The sequence below is a fragment of the Flavobacterium ajazii genome (genome assembly GCF_010614725.1).
GTDB lineage: Bacteria > Bacteroidota > Bacteroidia > Flavobacteriales > Flavobacteriaceae > Flavobacterium > Flavobacterium ajazii.
In genome coordinates, this window is sequence record NZ_JAAEHL010000002.1 from 596665 (window position 1) to 617319 (window position 20655).

Below are 20655 nucleotides of genomic sequence, written 5' to 3' on the forward strand. Positions count from 1 at the left end.
TGTTGTATCACTTAAAATGATGCCTGGACAGAAAAAGAAAACGTTCTTGCAAAAGGAAAATCTAATCCTCGTTCGGCTCTAATAGTTGACATTCTTGCTAAATCGTTGCCGAATAGTGTCAATCTTAATCTGCTTAAATGCGATTTTTCTAAAAAGTTCTTATTTCTAAAATCATAAGAAACATTCACAGAATTCAATAGTAATTCATCAAGATCCTGAACAAAACGGGAACTTGGGTTGGTTCGGGTCGGAGTACGTCCAATTGCTTTAAAGAAGGCATTATCGCCAGGATTTTTCCAGGTATCTGTAAAGACACGTTCATCTACATTATATTGAATATCCACATTTTCTACTCTGTCTACTAATGTCTGATTGTAATATTGGCCTCCAAAACGATACGAAAATGCGCAGTTGACACCAAAGCCTTTATATTGTGCGTTAAATCCAAAACTTCCTCTGACCTTCGGCGTAGATTCTCCTACAGCAACCTGATCATTTGGGTCCCAAACGTAAGTTAGATCCCCATTCTTTTTCACAAAAATTTCGCTGCCCGTCGCAGGATCAATTCCCATAGATCTAACGGCCCAAATAGCTGTAGTAGATTTTCCTTCCTGATATCTTACAAAGGGTTTTGTAGATGTACCTCTGTCTGCTTCTAATTCATCATTAACTGAATTTAGCGCATCTGAAATTTTTACTAATTTGTTTTTATTAGATCCAACGGTTAGAAATAAATTAACAAAACTACTGCTGGAAGGATTACTCCATGCTTTATAGTTTAAAGTGGCATCGATACCATTATTTCTTAATTCGCCTAAATTTTCTGAAATAGTACTAAACCCTACAGAACCGGGCATGGCTACCTCAGTAAGCAGGTTATTAGTAAGACTTATGTAATAATCAAATCGTAAAGATAATTTGCTCAATAAGCCTAAATCTAAACCAAAGTTATAATCTTGTGTTTGCTGCCACTTCAGCTGATCGTTTGCTAAACCTATTAATTTTGCTCCCACTATGTTGTCATAATAACTATCTGTAAAATAGTTGTAAGTAGCCATGGCCTGATAAGGGTTAAAATTTTGGCTTCCTGTATATCCGGTAGAGGTGCGTAATTTTAATTGTGTGATCCAGTCTGCTTTGAAAAATTTTTCTTTGTGGATATTCCAACCTAAACCAACCGACCAGAAGCTCCCCCAACGGTTATCGGCGCCAAATACACTGGATCCTTGTAAACGATATGTAAGATCTGCCAGATAGCGGTCATCGTATGAATAGTTTAACGCAGAAAGTAATCCCGTTTCCCTGGTAAGAGCATCAGCACCTGATGGTCGGCCATCCTGAGCATATTGTCTTGCAAAATTGATATAATCCACTCGGTCATTTAAAAAGCCCTGAGCATGTACTCCATGGCTTTCGCTTCCTACTTGATATAAATTCCATCCGGCATTTAAGTAAAAAAGGTGCTTATCTATCGTTTTGGAATAGTTTAGCGTAAGATCTGTTTTGATAGAATGACTTTTACCATCGGTTATCGTATAATCTCCTCTTCTATAAAAATCTTCTTCCGAATATTCAGCATAGCGGGTATGGTTGGCGGGATAAAAATCTTCTCTGGTTTCATGAATTTGCGTATAGCCCAAACGACCAACAATTTTAAGTGCTTTAGACAAAGACCACTCTGCCTGAAAATTATTGGTGATATCGGTGTAATCACTAAAATTTTTAGTTCCTAACGTAGCATTAAATAATGGGTTATAATAGTTTACAGGAGTTCCGGATCCGGAATTAAACTGTCCTAATAATTTTTTAATATTGCCATTATCATCAAAAGGAGTCCAATACGGATTTAATCTTGTGTATTCCGAAAATGAACCATAAGGAGAATCATAGGCATGAGTTCCGGTAATTGTCAAAATATTTCTAAAAATAAAATCACTTACACGATACGATAAAAACAGATTTCCCGAAGTGGTTCTACGCCCTGACTCTTTCATAACTCCCGGTATGGAATTATAGGTTAAATCTGCACCATAAGTAAAATTATCATCCCCTCCTTCCAGAGACAATGTACTTTTATGACCTACAGCTGTTGTTAAGGGTTGCGAAAGCCAATAGGTATTAACGCCTCTTGCCACCTCAGCATAGGTTCGGTTATATTGCTCCTTAAGTAATTGTTCACTGTAATAATAATTAGAACTATACCTCCCGGCATTTAATTCTACCTGAAGTTTTTGCTCGGCATTCGTTAAATGATAACTACTCAAATCCGGGGTGGTTACATTGAAATCCCCGGTGTAGCTCAGTCTCATTTTCCCTTTTTTAGGTCTTTTAGTTTCAACTACAACCACACCGTTTGCTGCTCTGGAACCATAAATAGCTTTTGCAGCAGCATCTTTAAGGATGGTTACAGCGGCCACCCTGTTCATATCTAAGTCGTAAATTTTCTGCAGAGTAGTCTCAAACCCATCTAAAATAAACAAAGGGGAGTTTGGGTTATTTGCATATTCACCACTTAAATTAGGTAAGCTATTAGCGCCTCTGATTTGTATGTCTGGCATCATGTTAGGATTCGAACCTGCAGCAATATTATCAATTTGAACAAATGAGGGGTCAAGTATTTTTAAACTTTGAATTAAGTTCTGATTTCCTATTGTCCTCAATTCTTCGGCAGTGAATGTAGAGGCAGCTCCGGTAAAACTTTCCTTATTCCTTGTATAGATTCCGGTAGATACAATTTTTACTGCCTGAAGTTCTGTAACATCTTCTTCTAAAACTACTTTAATTTGCTTATTACTATTAATCACAACTTCTTTAGTTTTATATCCTATATAGGAAAATTGAAGAACATCATTTTCAGGAACTTTCATTGTAAATTGACCATTCAAATCTGTAATTTCAGTAGTTTTTGCTTTTTTTGAAGTTACACTTACTCCCGGTAAAGCCAAACCTTTAGCATCTGTTACAGTTCCAGAGATTTGAATTTCTGCCTGCTGATTAGAATTACGGAAAATTGCTACAGGAATAGGTTTAATTACAATAGTGTTATTTCCTGCTAATGAAAATTCCAGCTTATTAGCCGTGACACACTTTTCAAGTAAATTTGAAATTTTAACTGATCCCTTTTTTAAATTCACTTTGGGTGCATTTAAAAACAAATTCTGAGAATAGATAAAATTGTAATTGGTTTGTTGAATAATTAAATCAAATATTTCATTGACACTAATTGTCACGTCTTCCTTTATCACAATTTTTTCATTTTGAGAAAAAGCAGTTGTTGGTGACATACTAAAAGCCGTGAGACAACAGAATAACAGTATGGTTCGAATCATAAAAATAAAATATCGATCCCAACAAGGGGGACGAAAAATGGTTTGGTTAATTTTCATAAATTTGTTTTGGTGATTGGTTATTAAAATAATTGGTCATTATGAATCAAAAAGGGGGATTGTTATACACCGGCCAAAGTTTATATGCTTTCCCTCTTTTTACTTTTATTTAAAAATTACAGTCTTCTCTTTTATTTCATACGATTTAATTTGGTTAGTTGTTTTGATTAATTCCAGTATCACTTCAAGGTTTTGATTTTTGCTGAATTGTCCCTTAAACTTTTCATTTTTAATCGTTTCACCTTTAATGACAAAATCGACGTCATACCATCGGGATAAAACTTTTACTATATCTTTTAATGTCAAATCATTAAAAACAAACTGACCGTTTATCCAGGCTAATTCAGTATCTAAATTCGCAGGAGCAATTCGTAAAGAAGAAGTGACTGAATTCACGACAGATTGTTCTCCAGGGTGTAATTCTTCTTTTTTATCAGCATAATCAATAGCAACCTTACCCTCTTTCAGGGTGGTTATCAGATTCTCTTCATCTTTATATGCTTTGATATTGAATTGTGTGCCGAGTACTTCAACATTTTGTCCTTTGGTTTTTACGTTGAAGTGTGACCCTTTATGAGCTGAACTTGGAGACACTTCAAAATAGGCCTCACCATACACTAATTCTACAGAACGAGGCTTACCGTCGATAAAATGATTAGGAAATTTTAGCTGAGTTTCAGAGTTAAGTCTAACTCTGGTTCCATCGGCTAATAACAAAGAGAATTGTCCTGCACACGGAATGGTCAGGTAATTGTATTCTATAGCCGCATTATTATCTGAGTAGGTAACTGATTTATCATTAGTAGTTACTCCATTTCCCTTATACGTATTTCCGTTTCCTAAAACTATAGTCTGTCCATTCCCTAAAACTAAGGTCGCTTTATCTGTACCAGGCACAATAGCAGGTTTACCTGATGCAACGGTAGTTTCAATTTTGTTTGTAGAATCGTGTTGGGCAAAATAGAATAGAGTTCCTAATACAATCACTGCGGCTGCAGCATACTTTCCATACTTCCATAGAGGTGGTTTATCTACAGGTGCTCCAATAGCTTTTTGTATATTTTCCCAACCTCTTTTTTTATCTATTTGTTGTGATAATAACTGTCGCTGTCTTCTTTTTTCAGGATTGGTTATGTTTTCAAAAATATAATCCTTGTCTGTTTGCTCAAAAAGATCCGTTTCTTTTAGTTCTTCTGGATCTTTTTCTTTGACAAGCGACAGAGCAATTTGTCTTGAAAGTTCATAAAGTTTGTTTAAAGTCGTCATTAGTATCGTTTTTTTATACTAAGACGACAAAAAAGATAAAGTGGGTGTAGAAAAAAATATTTTTTTTAATGTTTTCTGCAAAACACCTAAATATCTACAACGAAATCAAGATATTGCCTAAAATATTTAGCTATTTTTTTAATTCGGCTATAAAAGCAAATAAGAGGAAATAATCTTTTAATAAAGGACGTAAACGTTTGTAAGCAATTTTTTTTTGCAGTTTAATTGTATTTAAAGAAATTCCAAGTTCCTCAGAAATTTCCGGATTGCTCATTCCTTTTATACTCAATTTTATAATTTGAGCACATTTTTCAGGTAGTGTTGTTATAGCTTTTTCTAATATATGATTTGTTTCAGAGATAACCACTTCTCTATGAAAAAAAGGATCCGTCTCCCATTGAGACAGGTCTTCTTCGCCAAGAGATTGTGTCGTTCTTACATAAGCACTCTTCAAATAATCGAGACACTGATTTTTAACTGCTGTATATAAATATGATTTAACAGCCTGGTCATGCTGAAAGACAATTTTTTCTTCCCATATCCTGATAAAAACATCTTGTACTAAATCTTGTGAGGCTTCAAGGTTTTCAATATACTTATTGGCAAACAGGCACAAACTAGTATACATAGTATCGAATATGTATTTATATTCTTTTAATGTTAATGTTTTCATTTCTGCCTTTGGAAAGTTAGGAATTCTGGTCAAAATTAGTTCTATACAAAACTATTTACCAAATAAATAAAAATTTCATTGGATAAAAACAACTTGAACTAATAAATTTGACATTTCAATCAATTTTTCGGATATAAATAAGAAATTATGTATCAATTTGATAATCTATCATTTTTAGAAAACAACGGAGGCATCATGTTATTTTGGTCGATTATAAGTGTACTTTGAAAATATGCTTAAAAAAAAAGACGCACTGCTGTGCGTCTCTACCTTTGATGCTATTTTTAACATTAATTGAAATTGAAAACAAGATACAAAACCAAAATCGTCAATCCCAGCAAACCAAATAACAGTTTAACCTTTTTACTGGTTTTAGGAATATCCCTTTCATCAGAAAAATTAACTTCAGGATTTTTATCTACTAAAGAAATTAGCACTGCAGCAATTAAAAGCACAGCAAAAATGTAAAAGGAAATTAATAAAAAGTGTGGCCAAACCGGGTATTTATCAGCAGGAAAAATCCATAAATACAATACCCCAACAAATAAACTAAAAGCAGAACCCCATGAAAGCGTTGCGTTCACCGCTTTTTTGGTAGTGCGTTTCCAGAAAACACTCAACAAAAACACCACTGATAAAGATGGTGCAAGGAAACCCAAAACCGCCTGAAATATGTTGAATAAATTCTGTCCTTTGATATTATCAATCGCAATGGCAATCAGGATGGCAAACACACAGCCTGCCCCAATTGTCAATCTTCCGATTTTGATCTGCTCTTTGATAGAAGCAGTCGGGTTGATTTTCTTTACATAAATATCATTCGTAAAAACGGTACTCAATGCATTCAAAGATGAACCAATTGTTCCTACCAAAACAGCAATCATGACACAAATCACCAGACCGTTCATCCCGCTTGGAAATAAATTGGTTACCATCGTCATATAAGCCAAATCGGAATTTTTACCCAATTCCGGAAACAAAACCGAACACAGGATTCCCGGTAAAATAAACAACGGTAAAGCCATTACTTTCAGCCAACCGATGAAGTTGACCCCCAATTGTCCCTGTTCTAAATTTTTGGCTCCCAAAACACTCTGAACCATTGACTGATCTGTACAGAAAAAGGCAACAGCCGCCACCGGATAACCTAATAAAATGGCAGGCCACGGATAATGTACATCGTCAGCAGGCTGAACTAAATTCCAGAAATTAGAAGGTGTTTTGACAATTAAAGCTTCGATTCCGCCTACTTTCTGCAAACCTAAATACGATAAGGTAAGCGAAACGACAATTAATAAAATCATCTGAAAAACATTCACTTTGGCAATGGCTTTCAATCCGCCTGCATAAGTGAAAATTCCGGAGAAAATAACCAAAACTGTCACGCTCTGCCACATCGGAATTCCTAAAATCTGGCGTACCAAAATTCCACCGCTGAATAATCCTAATGACAACCAGCTTACCAAAATCTTGACCATAGCATACCAGGCTAAAATTGTCTGGGTGCTGTCGCCGTAGCGCTTCCCCATATATTCGGGCATGGTACTGACTTTACTCGCAATGTATCTTGGCGCAAAAACAATAGCCAAAAGCAACAGAAAAACAAAGGCATACCATTCGAAATTTCCGGCAACGATTCCCGTCGCGTAACCAATACTGGCAAAAGCCAATAAAGAAGAAGGTCCCACATTGGTACCCCACATATTGAATCCTATGTTGTACCAGTTCAGGGAATTTCCCGCCATAAAAAGCGTTTCATTCTTCTTGCTCTGCTTCACGCTCACCACATATCCAATGACCAATAAAATCACCAGATAGGCAGCGACAATAATAAAATCCAGAGCCGTTAACTTATCGTAGATGCTGTTCATAGTCCGTATTGGTTAAGAATAGCAGCGATTTTTACTGGCATTCCGGTTTGTAAAGACTGATCCATTGCCTGAAGTAAAGCTACCGTTCCGATACCTTCTTCCATATTTGGATAGGCTTCAAAATTCTGTTCGATACTATCTACAAAATATTCTAAGTAATTCTGATATTCCCCACCGTGATGACTCTGACCTTCAAATCGGAAATAATATTTCAACGTACTGTCGCCCCAGGTAATTACTTTTTCTTCTCCGGTTTTGTCTGTAACGGCATAACGCAGTTCATGATAGTCGGCTTGGCTGGCACCTTCGGTTGCTCTTAAAATTGTACTCATTCCGCTGTCTCTTTGAGCTGGCTGAGTCGGCGAAGTATAAACTCCGCTTACTCGGGCGATTCTTCCATCGGTAGCTTTAAAGATAAAATGCATCGTGTCTTCATTCTTCAATCCTGCCGATTTTCCGTTACTGCTGATCATTCCATAACCCATCACTTCTTCGATGTTTGGCAGGTACCAACGGATGAAATCTACGGGATGACTCAAACCTCCGTACAGCCATTTGAAAGATTGTAACAACGACCATTCTTTCTTCAAAAACCATCGGTGATCAGCGTGATACTGGGCTTCAATCGTAATTAAATCTCCAATTAATCCTGCTTCATAATCAGATCTTTGTCTTTTGGCCGGTTCAAAAAATCGTGAACTCTGTCCGATGAAAACTTTTTTACCAGTTGATTTGCTTAACTCCAATAATTCCTTCGCATCTGAAAGGTCATCGATAAAAGGCTTAGTACAAACTACGTGTTTTCCGTGCAATAAAGCCTGCTTTACATGCTGAGCGTGTAAATGGTCTGGTGTATAGATAGCGATGATATCAATCGCATCATCGTTTAGTAAATCGTCATAGTTTGTGGTGTACGAATGAAAATCGAATTCTTTGGCTCTTTGCTTACACAAGTCTTCATTTCTGTCACATACTTTTACCAACTCTAATTTTGAACTTTCTAAAGCGGCCGACATTGTGCTTCGTCCTTCTCCAAGTCCCAGAATAGCTATTTTTAACATGAGGTGTGGTTATTTTAAATAGTTAGTTTATTTTATTTTTTTCACGCAGATTACGCAAATCGAGCAAATTTTCTTTCTTCCTGATTCTCCAGTAAATTTTTTATTCTTTATTCTTTTTTCTACTTTTTCTCTTCTACTTTCACTTTATTCAAAAAAATCCAAACTTCCCCAGGTTTTGCATCTTCGATTCCAGTCTGGTATTTTTTCATTAAGTTGTTCCAGTCGTTAACACGCGGGTTGTTTTCGGTAGTTTTCGGATTCAGTTTGTCCAGACTTTCCCCTTTCGGAATACTGATTACTAACATTAATTGTCTTCCGTTTTTGAAAACCTGTAACTGCTGAAAATCGGCATTACAGAAACCTTTTGCAATTTCCGGCCATTTTTCAAATTGGGTCGTGTGGTAATCTACATATTCTTTCTGCAGTTTTTCGTCTTCCACCAAATTTGCAGTAAGGATAATATTTTCCCATTCGGATGCTACTTTAACGTCTTTGCATCTTTCGAAATTCTGAAAATCATAAACTGGGTTTTCGTAGATTTTGATTTCTAATTTCGGAAAAGCCAAAGCCAGTTTTCTCTTCGTTCTTTCCGGCTGGTTCATCAAACCGTAAATTACCAGATGATTTTCCCATTGGTACAACTCTTCGCCTACAATTCGAAACCCTTTTATAGTCGATTTGATTTTTTCGATGTCCAGATCTTTTCCAATTACTTCAATAGCAACCGGTTTTGGCATTTCCTGTAAACCCCAGGCCTCGTCAACCACAACTTCTTTAACTAATAAACTGCTGTATGGTGCACGGATTCCTGCGTTTTCCTTGATTTTTGGATCTACAAAAGCATAATTATCCTGCCAGATATTCCCAGCCGGACCATTTTGGTTTTTTAAGATTTTCTGAATCGGAATCCAGTTGTTTTTGATCGTGAAATGTTGTGAACCTTCGTCTGTATACAAATACAGCCACAAAAACGGATCGTGTGCATACGGACTGTTATAGACTTTATCAATGTAATTCTCTTCTATTCGGCTCTCAGGCTGTGATGAAAGCGTATAAATTCCGGCTACATCGTGCAAATGTTTCGCATAATGATGAATTTTATTACGCAGAATTTTATTATTACGCATCACATTTTCAGTATGTGTCCATCCCCAGCCCATCGAGATTCCGCTATAAGCTACATCCGAAATTTCGTTGTGTTCAATAGTCAGGTTTTTAATGAAACCGGCTGCAATTCCCAAACATCCCCAATCTTCATTGGCTACGTTGGTAATTAAGTTATCAGCAATTAATTCGTCTGAGCAAACTACACGATCGTCTTTTACAGTATAAGGTAAATGTGCTTCGAATGATTCTTCGGAGAAAACTCCTAAATTGATTCCGTTTCCACCAATGTCTTTGAAAAGGTTTCCTTTAACAATATTGTGATTTGTTCCTCTGTGTAAATCCAAACCTGTAGAAGACAGATGCTCAAAACTGCAGGATTCAAACTGTGTATTATTAGCATAATTTACCTCAACAGCAGCTCTTGGTCTTCCTACCCAGCCCTGATTTTCTAAACTCGCCTGATTTGGAGTTCCTGGAGTTTTCAGTTTGTAAGCATCCAACAAATACATTCCCGCCTGCAAGGGCACATGTCCCTGCTGTGATGGACGAAGCCAGTTGCTGTACTGAAATGAAATTCCTTTGAAGTTAAAATGATGTACGGGAGTGTCCAAAGTTCCTTCAATTTTGACTAAATTTTCTAAAACCGGAGCAGTTACTTTAACCGAATTCAGTTCCTCTCCCTTTCTTGGAATATAATAGATTTTAGCTTTTTTTCTGTCTAAAAACCATTCGCCCGGTTCATTCAGCATTGAAATTCCGTTATTCAGATAGAATGCTGAATTTCCGTTGTTTTTTGAAATCCATGGCGCTGGCCACGGATGTTCGCTTTGGATTCGGCTTTCCGGCTGTTCGAAAGAAAGTCTCGCACTGTCTTTTTTGATTTCGATATTTTTGATTCGGAGATTAGCGATTGCCCACCACTGGACTATGTACATTTCCATTCCCGGTTCGAACTTCACCGATTTGTCTTTGAAAGGAATCCAGCAGGTTTCAGAATCTTTATCCCATGACAAAATTCTGTCCATTTGATTTCCAGCCGTACTTTTGGCTCTCACAGCTTTTTTCCCATTTACCCATAACTGACGGTAATTTAGAATTTCACCTGCCTGCTGTGGCGCATCGGCTTCCCAAACTGTTCCTGCTTTTAAGCTGTTTATGGCAAGTGCCGATTTTTTCCAGTTTTTAATTTCGATTCCTCCGCTTAAGATTGGTTTAGCATTGACGTCCGCTTCAATAGTCGTTGGACTGTCAGCCGTTCCGGAATCTTCAGGCCTTACGAATAAAGGTTCGTTCAAATAATACGTTCCGTTCATTACAATAATGCGGATTCCGTCTTTTATAGATGGATCTTTTAGACGACGCAGTTCCCTCGCCTTTCTCACAGCCATCTGAACAGTTGCCAGCGGACTTGATTTTGTACCAGAATTAGTGTCTTTCCCTTGTGGAGAAACCCAGATTTCAGCAGCATGCAATGAGAATGTGCAGATTGTTATCAAAAAGATAATTAGAACTTTAGTAAAAATATTTAAACGCATTTTATTTTTTTTTAGGTAAAACCGTAAGCTTTAATTCTTAACAATATATAAGACTTGTAAATAAATGTATTTTTTACACTTTTACCAAATGATGGGTACAATTTAATGGAACATAAAAATATAAGTGTCCTGCTCCCTCCTGTATCCCTTCTAACACAAATTATCAATACCCTGAAATTATTTACAAAAAAGATAACAAATTCGCTTTACAGACAATCTAAATCCTATTTCACCTATTAAATATATTGTAAATATTTTTATTAAATTTGTGCAATCGATTACATTGTAGTATTTTCGTTTTTTTAGGGAACTTATTTTACTATTTATAAAAAAAGTTTTACCAATATAAACATATCGTACTATTTCGATGTCAAAAAAATCAAACTTTAACTAATTCAATACGAATGAAAACTAATCCAACACAATTTTTCCGTATGCTATTGGCTGTTCTGACCATTAGCTATTCAGGAAATGCGGTAGCCCAAAAATCAAAATCCAATGGTACTTACGACAACATTGAATTTAAAATGGCAAAGGTCAATGAACCAAAAATTCCAAAAAACACAGTCAATTTAAAAGATTTTGGCGCCGTAAACGGAGGATATGTTTTAAACACAAAAGCTTTTGAAGATGCGATTAATGCTCTTTCTAAAAAAGGAGGCGGAAAACTAATTATTCCTCCTGGAATCTGGCTTACAGGTCCAATTATTTTAAAAAGCAAAATTGAATTACACGCACAAACAGGCGCTTTAATCAAATTTTCTCCTGATAAAAGTTTATACCCAATTATAGAAACCAGCTTTGAAGGTTTAAACACCTGGCGCTGTATTTCTCCACTTTACGGAAAAAACCTTGAAGATGTTGCTTTTACCGGAAATGGTGTTTGGGATGGTTCTGGCGAAGTTTGGAGACAAGTTAAAAAAGGTAAACTAACCGAAAGTCAATGGAAGAAATTTGTAGAATCAGGCGGAGTTCTGAACGAAAGCAAAACGAGCTGGTATCCATCTGAAACATTTATGAAAGCATCTGTAGGAGCAGATCAGAATGTGCGTCTGGATTTAAAAACTAAGGAAGAGTTTGAAGCTATACATGATTTTTTACGTCCAGTGTTAGTTAGTATCCAAAACAGTAAAAGAGTATTATTTGACGGACCTGTTTTTCAAAATTCTCCGGCATGGAACATTCATCCGTTATTGATTGAAGATTTGATTGTTCGTAATGTAACGGTTCGTAACCCTTGGTTTTCACAAAACGGTGATGGGCTTGACGTAGAATCCTGCAAAAATGTTATCGTTGAAAATTCAAGTTTTGATGTAGGAGACGATGCCATCTGTATCAAATCCGGTAAAGATAAAGACGGACGTGACCGTGGGGTTCCGTGCGAAAATATCATTGTAAAAAATAATATCGTTTACCATGGACACGGAGGTGTAACGGTTGGAAGTGAAATGTCTGGCGGTGTAAAAAACCTTCATGTATCGAATTGTTCTTTTATGGGAACTGATGTTGGATTACGTTTTAAAAGTAACCGTGGACGTGGAGGTGTTGTAGAAAATATTTTTATTTCTGATGTTTTCATGACCGATATTCCTTCTCAGGCCATTTCTTTCGATCTTTATTATGGAGGAAAATCTATTGCAGAAACTTTAGCTGAAGGTGGAAACACAATCAGTACCCAAAAAATGCCTGTAGACGAGAAAACACCTTCGTTTAAAAATATTTCAATAAAAAATATCACAATCGCAGGAGCTCAGCAAGCTGTATTTTTACAAGGATTACCTGAAATGAACCTTGAAAACATTGAAATCTCTAATTTAACTGCAAAAGCAGAAAAAGGATTTACTATTGTTGATGCTAATGGAATCAAAATCAGTGATATTAAAATGGATATCAAAACTCCGAACGTGATTAGTATCTATAATGGTAAAAACATGTCTTTTAAAAATATAGAATTTAATTCAACATCATCTGACGCTATTACTATTAATGGAGAAGCTACTGAGAACGTCGAATTTGTTCCTTCTGCAAATTCAGATTTTGCTAAGAAAACCATTATTGGAGAAACTGTTTCAAAATCAGCGGTAAAACTATAGTTGATTAAACCTTTAGGCTTCTGTTGTATCTAAGTAAAAAACCACAGAAGCCAACTTAAATATTTGCTATGAAAATCCTGCAAAAATTATCCAGAAACAAGAGTTTATTATTTGCTATCGCAATCTCTTTTTCGTTCCTTCATTCAATCGCCCAATCCGACAAGAATAATAAAGTAGCGATAAGTACAAAACCATTTGGTGACAGTACGAATCACTGGTATGGTATTGCCGATAAAAACAATATTGTAAATCCGATACCGAATCAGCCGAGATACGAAGAATCCGAATACACCAAAATAGCGGATAATATTATCTGCTTTCAGCGCGATAACGGAGGATGGCCAAAAAATTATGATATGCGTGCAATTTTGACACCTGAGCAAATAAACGATGTTGTAGGTTCAAGATCGGTTTTACATACCACTTTTGACAACTCTACCACATATACTCATGTCTATTATCTGGCACAGGTTTATACACAGACTAAAATCGAAAAATACAAAACTGCCTGTCTGAAAGGAATCGATTTTATTTTGGAAGCACAATATGCTAATGGAGGATGGCCTCAATATTATCCTTTGGAAAAAGGTTACAGCCGCCACATCACTTTTAATGACGGTGCCTACATGGGAATTATGAATTTGCTGGATAAAATAGTTCAGAACGATCCTAATTTTAGTTTTATAGATACTGAAACAAAAAACAAAGTAAATACAGCTTATGAAAAAGGAATTGACTGCATTTTAAAAACACAAATTTCTGACCACGGAAAGCTGAGTGCCTGGTGCCAGCAGCATGATGAGGTGACGTTGTTACCTGCATGGGCCAGAAAGTTTGAACCGCCAAGTGTGAGTAATGCAGAGAGTGTTGATATTGTTCTATTTTTAATGAGAATTGAGAATCCGAGTGAACAGGTTATCAGATCGGTACAAAGTGCTGTTAAATGGTTTGAGGATTCTAAAATATACAATACCAGAGTAGAGACTTTTGAAGCTCCGGAATTCGATTCAAAATTCAAAAAAGTTAAGGATGACCGTCGTGTTGTAAACGATCCTACAGCACCTCCAATCTGGACACGTTATTACGAATTAGGAACAGCAAGACCTTTATTTTGTGACAGGGATAGTGTGTACTTATATTCATTAGCAGAAGTAAGTCGTGAACGTCGAAGTGGTTATGCATGGTATACTTATAACCCTGAAAAAGCTCTAAAAAAATATCCGGAGTGGCAGAAAAAATGGACTCCTGAAACTGATGTTTTAAAAAAATAAAATCATAAAAAAGCGTGAATTTAAAATTTCACGCTTTTTTTATATTGAAATAAATTTATAATTTTTATACAATTATTCTCTACAGGCCTTAATTTAGCTTATAAATATCATCATATGTCAAATAGTCTTTTCTGCTAATACTAAAAACTTGTGATCCATTTCCATCTATAATTAGCCCTGCACTTTCGTCATTTTTTGGGAAATAAATTTGATAGTTTTGACCATTGTCTAATAGAATTTTACAAGTATCAATAGATTTATCTGAAGAACCATGATGCCCCATTCCACTTTGGGTATAACTATGTTTTACCGATTTTCCTAAGCTATTTTTTATAATAATTTCTTTTTGCGAAAAAATAATTTGATATTTCTCGCCTTTTAAATTTAATGCTTTCCATTTACCTTGATAAATATCTGATCCCTCACATGATAGAATTAAGAACATAAAACATATACCAAAAACTAATTTTGTTTTTTTCACAACAATATTTATATATTTAATTTTCTAATCATTTAGTTTATAAAATGATTTCGCATTTTCAAACCAAAATTTATTCTGATTTTCTATAGAGAACGCAGCCAGATAATCCTCTAAAGTTTTGACTAAATTACTATAATCTGAAGCCACATTACAAACCGGCCAGTCAGAACCAAACATTAGTTTATCTGCAGAGAAGTTTTCAAAAATAATATCCAGATAAGGTTTTAAATCGGATGATTTCCAATTGTCCCAATCGGCTTCTGTAACCATCCCGGAAATTTTACACCAAACATTTTCAAATTTAGAAATCTCTTCAATTGCTTTTTTCCATGATGCAATATCACCCGATTTGATGTTCGGTTTTGCAATATGATCAATTACAAACTTTTGTTCCGGAAATGATTTTACCAAATCTATTGCTGCCGGTAACTGACGATGAAAAATCAGGATATCATAAGTAAAATTAAATTCTTTTAAAGCTGCGATTCCATTACGAAAAGCTTCCCCGAACATAAAATCATCCGATTCTCCCTGCACAACATGTCTGAAACCTTTGAGTTTTTCATATTTAGAAAAATGATTTAATCGTTCTGAAATGTTATCAGCTCTCAAATCAACCCAGCCTACAACTCCTTTTATAAAATCATTTTTTGAAGCCAGATCTAATAAGAAATTGGTTTCTTCTTCAGACTGACTGGCCTGAACAGCCACACAGCCTGAAAATTGATTTTGGGAAAGCAATGGCCATAAATCTTCCGGTAAAAAATCTCTTTGAATCTTTTGCATCGAATCATCAATCCAGCTATCCCTAACCGGATCAAATATCCAAAAATGCTGATGTGAGTCAATTCGGTTCATACCAATTAATTTACATCACTAATTAAAGCACGATCTAAGTGTACATAACCTCCATCAACAAAAACAAATTGTCCTGTAGTGTGAGAAGAACGCTCAGAAATGATAAACAAAGCTGTATCTGCAATTTCTTCTGTTTTGGTCATTCTGCTTTCAAACGGAATACTTTTATTGATTTTTTTCAGAACAGTTTCGCCATCTGCCAATGTTTTAATCCAGTCTTCATAAGCAGGAGTATAACTCTCTGCAATGATAATAGCATTAGAACGAATTCCGTACTGAATCAAATCTACCGCCCATTCTCTTGTTAGTCCAAGCACTCCACCTTTCGCAGCAGCGTAACCTGAAGTTCCGCCTTGTCCGGTAAGAGCTACTTTTGAACCAATATTTAAAACATTTCCTTTGGATTCTTTTAAATACGGAAGCGCATATTTAACTAATAAAAAATAACTCACCACATTTAGTTTCAAAGAATCCATAAAATCTTCGTAACTAGAATCTAATCCCGCACCGTCATTTACACCTACGTTATTAATTACAGCATCGATTCTGCCGTATTTTTCAACGATTTTTTTAACGGCGTTTTCCATTTCTTCAGGATTTGTTACATCAGTCTGAACAAATAATGCATCAATTCCTCTTTTTTGAAGCTCTTCGGCATAACCAAAACCTCTGCTGTTTCTGTCTACCAATGCAGGAATAGCTCCTTCATCTGCCAGCCTTTTGATCATGGTTTCTCCAATACTTCCTTCTTTTCCGGCAGAACCGGAAACTACTACAATCTTGCCTTTTAAATTTAAATCCATTTTTTTGTTCATTTATGGTTTTCGATAGCTGTAAAATATATTTTAACACATAGAAACATAGCTTTAGAAACATACAAAAAGACGTTTCACTTGCATACAGACACATAACTATGTGTGAGAAACTAGTTTCTTTCAATTCTCTTTAAAAAGAAAATCTATGTTTCTATGTGTTTAAAACTATGGCGTAATCTTATTTTATCTCGATTAACGCTTTAATAACATTATTTTTTGGGTCAATCCAGTTTTCAAACTGATTGATCATTTCTGAAAAATCACCTCTGTGTGTAATGTATTTCTTCGGATCAATTTTTCCTGCTTTCAGACATTCCATTACATATTCAAAATCTTCGATGGTTGCATTTCTGCTGCTCATTAAAGTAGATTCTCTTTTATGGAAATCAGGATGACTGAAACTCAATTCTCCTTTTTGAAGTCCAACCAAAACAAATCTTCCGCCATGCGAAATGTAATTAAAAGCACTATTCATAACTTTTTGGTTTCCGGTCGCATCAATAACTACGTTAGCCATATCACCATTAGTTAATTCTTTTAATCTTTCAGCCACATCTTCGTTCAGCGGATTGATGGTTTCATCAGCATTCAGTTCATTTTTACAAAAACCTAATCTGTAATCGTTAATATCCATTACAATCACTTTAGCTCCGGCAATTTTAGCAAACTGAATTAATCCAATTCCGATTGGTCCTGCTCCCATTACTAAAACAGTATCCGTAGCTTTTACTGCTGCTCTTCTCACACCGTGTGCAGCAATTGCTAACGGTTCTACCAAAGCCAGTTCATCATAATCTAAACCTTGCCCGTGCAATAAATACTGCTCCGGAATCGTAACATATTCTGCCATTCCTCCATCAATATGAACACCAAAAACTTTGATGTTCGCACAGCAATTTGTTAGTCCGTTTCTGCACGCAACACAAGTTCCGCAATTAAAATAAGGTATAAAAGTTACTTTATCTCCCGGTTCAAAACCTTTTGCATTCCCTTTAATATATTCTGCAGCAAGTTCATGTCCCAGAATTCTTGGATATTCAAAATAAGGCTGCGTTCCTCCAAAAGCATGGATATCGGTTCCGCAAACGCCTATTCTTTTAATTTTCAAAAGCACTTCGCCTTCCTTTGGTTCCGGCATTGGTTTCTCTTTATATAGAAACTCTTGTGGCTTTTCACAAACAATATATTTCATTTTAATTCAATCAATTTAATTTTCAGAAGTACTGAACTTCCAAATTTGTATTATTTACTATAAGCTTTTGCTACTTGTCTGCTTGAACCTAAACCATCCATTCCTAACTCAATAACGTCTCCCGGCTTGATGTAGATTGGATCTGGCTTGATACCCAAACCAACTCCCGGAGGCGTTCCTGTACTGATAATGTCACCTGGAAGCAGGGTCATAAACTGACTTAAATAATGCACTAAAAATGGAATTTTGAAAACCAGGTTAGAAGTATTACTATTTTGGAATTTCTTTCCGTTAACTGTTAACCACATTGGTAAATTATTCACATCGGCAATTTCGTCCTGTGTAGCCAAAAATGGTCCAAGAGGTGCAAAAGTATCACAACCTTTTCCTTTTGCCCATTGTCCCCCCATTTCGATTTGAAACGCTCTTTCACTGTAATCATTCAATAAAGCATATCCTGCAACATAATCCAAAGCTTCTGCTTCTTCAACATAACTTGCTTTTTTACCGACAACAAATGCTAATTCAATTTCCCAGTCTGTTTTTTCACTGTTTTTTGGGATAATCAAATCATCATTCGGTCCGCACAAAGAAGTAGTTGATTTAAAAAAGATAATTGGTTCTGTAGGGATCGGAGCACCAGTTTCATGACAGTGATCTACATAATTCAATCCAATACAGATTATTTTTGAAGGTCTTGCCACCGGAGAACCTAAACGTACATTAGCATCAACTTCAGGCAGAACGGGATTACTTTCTAAAGCTTTCTTTAATTTCTCTAAACCATTGTTTTCGAAAAAAGCTTCATTAAAATCAGTTACAATAGAAGAAACATCATATCTTTTTTCTCCAATTATAACTCCTGGTTTTTCTTGTCCCGCTGCTCCAAAACGTATTAATTTCATTTTCTTTATTTTTTAAGTTACTAAGCTGCTAAGATTCTGAGTTTCTAAGGCTAAAATTTTTAGCCGCTTAGTCGCTCAGAACCTTAGTCTCTTTTTATTAATTATTTAATTTTATAAATCCTCCGTCAATAGGATAATCACTTCCGGTAATAAATCCGGCTTCGTCGCTGCATAAGTAAAGAGCCAGTGCAGCAATTTCGTCTGGTTTCCCCATACGCCCTATTGGCTGTGATTTTGATAATTTTTCGAAAATTTCAGCTTCTTTACCCGGATAATTTTTATTGATAAATCCATCAACAAAAGGAGTATGAACCCTTGCCGGAGAAATAGAATTGCATCGAATTCCTTCATCAATATAATCTCTTGCAACTGATAAAGTCATTGCCATTACAGCTCCTTTAGCAGTTGAATAAGCAAAACGATCCTGAATTCCAACCCATGACGCTATAGAAGCCATGTTTAAAATGACACCTCCATTTGATAATCGGAATTGCGGAATTGCAGCATACAAACAGTTGTAAACTCCTTTTACATTGACATCCATCACACGATCAAAATCGGTTTCCGGTGTAGTATCTACTTTTCCCACATGGGCAATACCTGCATTATTAATCAGAATATGAATGTTTCCAATTTTTTCAAATGTTTCAACAACCTCTTTCTGACTCGCCACATTGCAGGCGTATGAAAACACTTTCCCTCCTAATTGCTCAATATCAGCAACCGCATCCTGAGCACTGTCTATTGTTAAATCAATGATATGAACTTCTGCCCCTTGTTTTGCAAACAAGGTAGCGATTGCTCTTCCTATTCCGCTACCACCACCAGTAATGACTGCTTTTTTATTTTGTAATGAAAACATAATATATGTAGTTTTTTAAAATTATTGATTTAATTCTAAAGCCGCCAGAATAAAGGGTCCGGTTACTTTAGGGTCATTATCTTTCCTTTTTTCATTAATATAATATTCGAAAGAGCCATCACGATAAGGATTTCCTCCCAAACCTGCTACAGCACAGGCATTCGTAATTTCAATTTCTCCATTAGGATATACTTTAACAAATTTTGAAGTCATACCGTCAAAGGCCTTTTCTGCTATTTTTTTGAATTTTTTAGGCAAATATCCTTTTTTAGCTCCCTTTGCAAAAGCATAAGCAAACATAGCCGTCCCAGAAGTTTCTAAATAATTACCTTCACGGGTTCCCATATCAGTAACCTGATACCATAATCCTGATGGGTCCTGAAATTTCACTAAAGCATTCGAAATATTATTTAAATACAAAATCAGTTCTTTTCGTTTAGGATGATCTTTAGGAAAATAATCCAGAACATCAACTAAAGCCATTGTATACCAACCTATCGATCTAGACCAAAAATTAGGCGAAGTTCCGGTTTCTTTGTTTGCCCATGGCATTTGTTTGCTTTCGTCCCAAGCGTGATACAAAAGACCCGTTTTTTTATCTGTAGCAAATTTCTGAATCAATTCAAATTCTTTGGCAATTTCATCCAATTTAGCACCGTTTTCAAACATTACAGTATATTCTGCAAAAAAAGGTTCACCCATGTACAAACCATCCAGCCACATTTGGTTAGGATAGATTTTTTTATGCCAAAAACCACCACTTGGCGTACGAGGCTGCTCTTCTAATTGTTTACGCAAAGTCTGCATGGCAATTAAATAACGTTTATCTTTAGTTTGCTCATAGATGTCAAACAAAATTCGGCCCGTTGGTATATTATCAATATTAAAAGATTCAAACTTATACGTTTTAATATTTCCATCAGCGTCAATCAACTCGTCAGCATATTGTTTTGCATAAGCGGCATACGTTTCATTTTTTGTTTTTTTAGCTAATTCCTGAAAAGCATAAGTAACCAATCCATGTACGTAACTAATATGCGCTACTTTGGCATCATCAAGCATATACGATTGCGGGTGGCGTTGCATCAGTGTTAAAGCCATTCTTTCTGACCATTTCAGCTTTGTTGGAATTGTATTTTGAGCATTTGAAATCGTCGTTACAAAAATCAGTAAGACAATCATTTTAGAAAGAAAAGAAGTTTTAAGCATAACCGCTAATTTAAATAATTGTATTATATGTAAAAATTGATGTGAAAATAAATGTGATTTTCACATTTAC

15 protein-coding genes are annotated in these 20655 nt (G+C 35.7%); 2 read left to right on the top strand and 13 right to left on the bottom strand.

What is annotated here, in order from left to right:
• Positions 1-11: 11 nt before the first annotated feature.
• From GWR14_RS05295 to GWR14_RS05320, 6 genes are all read right to left on the bottom strand, one after another.
• The gene (locus tag GWR14_RS05295; RefSeq protein WP_223150961.1) at positions 12-3284 is read right to left on the bottom strand and encodes a SusC/RagA family TonB-linked outer membrane protein; all 3273 of its coding nucleotides are present in this window, start codon (positions 3282-3284) and stop codon (positions 12-14) included.
• 207 nt (positions 3285-3491) lie between these two features.
• Positions 3492-4652: a FecR family protein gene (locus tag GWR14_RS05300; protein WP_163408022.1), complete on the bottom strand. Its 1161-nt coding sequence runs from the start codon at positions 4650-4652 to the stop codon at positions 3492-3494.
• A gap of 130 nt (positions 4653-4782) precedes the next feature.
• Complete coding sequence (locus GWR14_RS05305) at positions 4783-5325, bottom strand: RNA polymerase sigma-70 factor (RefSeq protein ID WP_163408023.1); 543 nt, start codon at positions 5323-5325, stop codon at positions 4783-4785.
• Between the two features lie 290 nt (positions 5326-5615).
• Positions 5616-7196: a sodium:solute symporter gene (locus tag GWR14_RS05310; protein ID WP_163408024.1), complete on the bottom strand. Its 1581-nt coding sequence runs from the start codon at positions 7194-7196 to the stop codon at positions 5616-5618.
• Positions 7193-8257, bottom strand: coding sequence for a Gfo/Idh/MocA family protein (locus GWR14_RS05315; RefSeq protein WP_163408025.1), 1065 nt, complete (start codon positions 8255-8257; stop codon positions 7193-7195). Before GWR14_RS05315 ends, GWR14_RS05310 begins: the two co-directional genes overlap by 4 nt.
• Before the next feature lie 119 nt (positions 8258-8376).
• Entirely contained in the window at positions 8377-10899 is a 2523-nt protein-coding gene (locus GWR14_RS05320; protein ID WP_163408026.1) for an L-rhamnose mutarotase, read from the bottom strand.
• 404 nt (positions 10900-11303) lie between these two features.
• Between GWR14_RS05320 and GWR14_RS05325 the strand changes: the two genes are divergently transcribed.
• Together GWR14_RS05325 and pelA are read left to right on the top strand one after the other, a co-directional pair.
• Entirely contained in the window at positions 11304-12992 is a 1689-nt protein-coding gene (locus tag GWR14_RS05325) for a glycoside hydrolase family 28 protein (protein WP_163408027.1), read from the top strand.
• Positions 12993-13060: 68 nt separating this feature from the next.
• The gene (gene pelA, locus GWR14_RS05330) at positions 13061-14263 is read left to right on the top strand and encodes a pectate lyase (RefSeq protein WP_163408028.1); all 1203 of its coding nucleotides are present in this window, start codon (positions 13061-13063) and stop codon (positions 14261-14263) included.
• 88 nt (positions 14264-14351) lie between these two features.
• Here pelA and GWR14_RS05335 read toward each other — a convergent pair whose 3' ends face one another.
• From GWR14_RS05335 to GWR14_RS05365, 7 genes are all read right to left on the bottom strand, one after another.
• Entirely contained in the window at positions 14352-14744 is a 393-nt protein-coding gene (locus tag GWR14_RS05335; protein WP_163408029.1) for a hypothetical protein, read from the bottom strand.
• Positions 14745-14768: 24 nt separating this feature from the next.
• Positions 14769-15602 carry an amidohydrolase family protein gene (locus GWR14_RS05340; RefSeq protein WP_163408030.1) on the bottom strand — a complete coding sequence of 278 codons (834 nt, stop codon included), beginning with the start codon at positions 15600-15602 and terminating at the stop codon, positions 14769-14771.
• 5 nt (positions 15603-15607) lie between these two features.
• Complete coding sequence (locus GWR14_RS05345; protein ID WP_163408031.1) at positions 15608-16405, bottom strand: SDR family oxidoreductase; 798 nt, start codon at positions 16403-16405, stop codon at positions 15608-15610.
• 190 nt (positions 16406-16595) lie between these two features.
• The gene (locus GWR14_RS05350; protein WP_163408032.1) at positions 16596-17609 is read right to left on the bottom strand and encodes a zinc-binding alcohol dehydrogenase family protein; all 1014 of its coding nucleotides are present in this window, start codon (positions 17607-17609) and stop codon (positions 16596-16598) included.
• Positions 17610-17659: 50 nt separating this feature from the next.
• A complete protein-coding gene (locus tag GWR14_RS05355) occupies positions 17660-18514 on the bottom strand; it encodes a fumarylacetoacetate hydrolase family protein (RefSeq protein ID WP_163408033.1) in 855 nt (284 codons plus the stop codon).
• Between the two features lie 97 nt (positions 18515-18611).
• Positions 18612-19376 carry an SDR family NAD(P)-dependent oxidoreductase gene (locus GWR14_RS05360; protein WP_163408034.1) on the bottom strand — a complete coding sequence of 255 codons (765 nt, stop codon included), beginning with the start codon at positions 19374-19376 and terminating at the stop codon, positions 18612-18614.
• A gap of 21 nt (positions 19377-19397) precedes the next feature.
• The gene (locus GWR14_RS05365) at positions 19398-20585 is read right to left on the bottom strand and encodes a glycoside hydrolase family 88/105 protein (RefSeq protein WP_246236285.1); all 1188 of its coding nucleotides are present in this window, start codon (positions 20583-20585) and stop codon (positions 19398-19400) included.
• Positions 20586-20655 lie beyond the last annotated feature (70 nt).

What these genes read in the sequence shown, in the direction of transcription:
- GWR14_RS05295 (WP_223150961.1), bottom strand. Translation starts at nt 3,284, where the DNA reads ATGTCACCAACAACTGCTTTTTCTCAAAATGAAAAAATTGTGATAAAG.
- GWR14_RS05300 (WP_163408022.1), bottom strand. Translation starts at nt 4,652, where the DNA reads ATGACGACTTTAAACAAACTTTATGAACTTTCAAGACAAATTGCTCTG.
- GWR14_RS05305 (WP_163408023.1), bottom strand. Translation starts at nt 5,325, where the DNA reads ATGAAAACATTAACATTAAAAGAATATAAATACATATTCGATACTATG.
- GWR14_RS05310 (WP_163408024.1), bottom strand. Translation starts at nt 7,196, where the DNA reads ATGAACAGCATCTACGATAAGTTAACGGCTCTGGATTTTATTATTGTC.
- GWR14_RS05315 (WP_163408025.1), bottom strand. Translation starts at nt 8,257, where the DNA reads ATGTTAAAAATAGCTATTCTGGGACTTGGAGAAGGACGAAGCACAATG.
- GWR14_RS05320 (WP_163408026.1), bottom strand. Translation starts at nt 10,899, where the DNA reads ATGCGTTTAAATATTTTTACTAAAGTTCTAATTATCTTTTTGATAACA.
- GWR14_RS05325 (WP_163408027.1), top strand. Translation starts at nt 11,304, where the DNA reads ATGAAAACTAATCCAACACAATTTTTCCGTATGCTATTGGCTGTTCTG.
- pelA (WP_163408028.1), top strand. Translation starts at nt 13,061, where the DNA reads ATGAAAATCCTGCAAAAATTATCCAGAAACAAGAGTTTATTATTTGCT.
- GWR14_RS05340 (WP_163408030.1), bottom strand. Translation starts at nt 15,602, where the DNA reads ATGAACCGAATTGACTCACATCAGCATTTTTGGATATTTGATCCGGTT.
- GWR14_RS05345 (WP_163408031.1), bottom strand. Translation starts at nt 16,405, where the DNA reads ATGGATTTAAATTTAAAAGGCAAGATTGTAGTAGTTTCCGGTTCTGCC.
- GWR14_RS05350 (WP_163408032.1), bottom strand. Translation starts at nt 17,609, where the DNA reads ATGAAATATATTGTTTGTGAAAAGCCACAAGAGTTTCTATATAAAGAG.
- GWR14_RS05355 (WP_163408033.1), bottom strand. Translation starts at nt 18,514, where the DNA reads ATGAAATTAATACGTTTTGGAGCAGCGGGACAAGAAAAACCAGGAGTT.
- GWR14_RS05360 (WP_163408034.1), bottom strand. Translation starts at nt 19,376, where the DNA reads ATGTTTTCATTACAAAATAAAAAAGCAGTCATTACTGGTGGTGGTAGC.
- GWR14_RS05365 (WP_246236285.1), bottom strand. Translation starts at nt 20,585, where the DNA reads ATGCTTAAAACTTCTTTTCTTTCTAAAATGATTGTCTTACTGATTTTT.